Genomic DNA, 1,691 nt, shown 5'->3' on the forward strand with positions numbered 1-1,691 from the left:
AAGCCACATGCACGTCATCGACATGCGGGCCTGGTCCGAGGTGAACTTGTGTTGAGCCACCGTAGTAGCTGGGCACCCCGACGTTCCAGAGAAGGTTGTGCAGGTTCGTGTTGTCACTGTATCCGAGGAACGGTTTGGGGTTTGAGGCAAGGATGTCGGTGTCGATATGTGGGATGACGGTGATCTGATCATCCCCTCCGATCGTTGCAAGAACCGCCCGAATACTCGGATCAGCGAACGCCGCCTCAATATCGGCAGCTCGCGCCTCGGCGCTCGCACCGAGCTGCCGTGTCGTTGGATACTCAACCGGCACAAGCCCAGTGACTTCTGCGAGGCGTCGCATCGCCTGCTCGTGAACGTCCTCCGACACCGCCGGAGCCGCGAACGCCGGGGATAGGATCGCGACTCGATCGCCGACAGTGGCTTTGGGGACGTTCGTGAATGTGCGCATCCAGTCATTGAATCAGAGGATCGGATCGCCACGCACGTTCATACCGCCCGTAAAAAAGAACGACCTGCGGGCGTGGATAGGCTGATCCGATGATATTCCAGACCGAACATCTATCGGTGCGACAGTTTCGCCACGACGACCTCAACGACTTCTCAGACCTCTGCGCGGACCCGAACGTGATGCGATTTGTCGGGGACGGGACCGTCCTCAGCCGCCCCGAAGTATCGCAGTGGGTCGAAATCTGCGAGCGAAAGTACGTCGATCGCGGTTACGGCACCTCGGCCGTCTTCGACGCGCGATCTGGCGAGTTCGTAGGCTACTGTGGCGTGATTCGAGCGCCGGATCGAGACTTCGATGAACTCACATATGTCTTTCATCAGAAGGCTTGGGGCAACGGTTATGCGACGGAAATCGGGATCGGCATGCTCGACCACGTGTTTCGCATCTCGTCGCTGGACTCGATCTTGGCGACGATCGAGCAGGAGAACGCGGTCTCCAAACGCGTTGCAGCAAAGTTGGGGATGATTGAACTGCCATTCGATTCCGATGGCGTGAGTTATTGGAGAATTACACGCGAGCAGAACTGCGCTCGATAGCCCTATTTCGTCCCTGACGGGGAGCCCTGTTCACGGTGTCGCTAGACCAACCCTGAGCGGGCCGGTTCAGGTCGACGTCAGGGGTTGACCGTGCGGCTGCGCAATTGAGCTAACTAAACCATCACCAGGGCAGTCAGGACAAACAACCCCAACAACGCCATCAGGCCCTCGATGGCCAGTCCAGTGGTGAACCAACCGGGTGACACGATCAGCTCCGTGCCGTCTGCGCTTACATAGCGGCACTCAAGTCCGACAGGCCAGACGGAATAGGTTCCTGTAGCACCGAGCTCGAGCACGGCCTCAGCCGGTACCTGCTGGGAAATAGCACACTGATATCCAGCAGCCCGTGCTTCATAGGCGGCAGCGGCAACGGGAACGCCACACAGCAAGGTAACGAGAATGAGGATCACTGTTAGACCAGTCTGAAAACTTCGGCTCATATCTGATCGAACCACAGACCGGACGCACACGGTGCAACATAGACCGAGGAAGCAGAGTGGCCAATTCGCGTTCGCGAGGAGGAACCCGCTGTGGGACATCCGGCCACCGCCACGTTAGTCGGAAGTGCGGTGCAGGACGAACATGCCGCCGAATGCCGGTTGATCCGAACGCTCCTGATCGCTATCAACAAACTCGCTGAGAAC

General features: G+C 58.5%; 3 protein-coding genes. 1 reads left to right on the forward strand and 2 read right to left on the reverse strand.

Annotated features, from left to right (window positions below; translation table 11 throughout):
* Window positions 1–451, reverse strand: a 451-nt coding sequence (locus JF66_RS18630; protein ID WP_035880354.1) for an LD-carboxypeptidase, incomplete at its 3' end; no start/stop codon positions are given.
* 89 nt (window positions 452–540) lie between these two features.
* Here JF66_RS18630 and JF66_RS18635 point away from each other — a divergent pair.
* Window positions 541–1,047, forward strand: a complete 507-nt coding sequence (locus JF66_RS18635) for a GNAT family N-acetyltransferase (RefSeq protein ID WP_035880355.1) — start codon at window positions 541–543, stop codon at window positions 1,045–1,047.
* A gap of 113 nt (window positions 1,048–1,160) precedes the next feature.
* On the opposite strand, the gene JF66_RS18640 is transcribed toward JF66_RS18635, so the two are convergent.
* Window positions 1,161–1,457, reverse strand: a complete 297-nt coding sequence (locus JF66_RS18640) for a hypothetical protein (protein WP_156109922.1) — start codon at window positions 1,455–1,457, stop codon at window positions 1,161–1,163.
* Window positions 1,458–1,691 lie beyond the last annotated feature (234 nt).

The organism is Cryobacterium sp. MLB-32, assembly GCF_000738085.1.
In the GTDB taxonomy this organism is placed as follows: Bacteria; Actinomycetota; Actinomycetes; order Actinomycetales; family Microbacteriaceae; genus Cryobacterium.

Bases quoted from the DNA above. Each gene is read 5' to 3' on its own strand.
- JF66_RS18635 (WP_035880355.1), top strand. From the start codon at position 541: ATGATATTCCAGACCGAACATCTATCGGTGCGACAGTTTCGCCACGAC.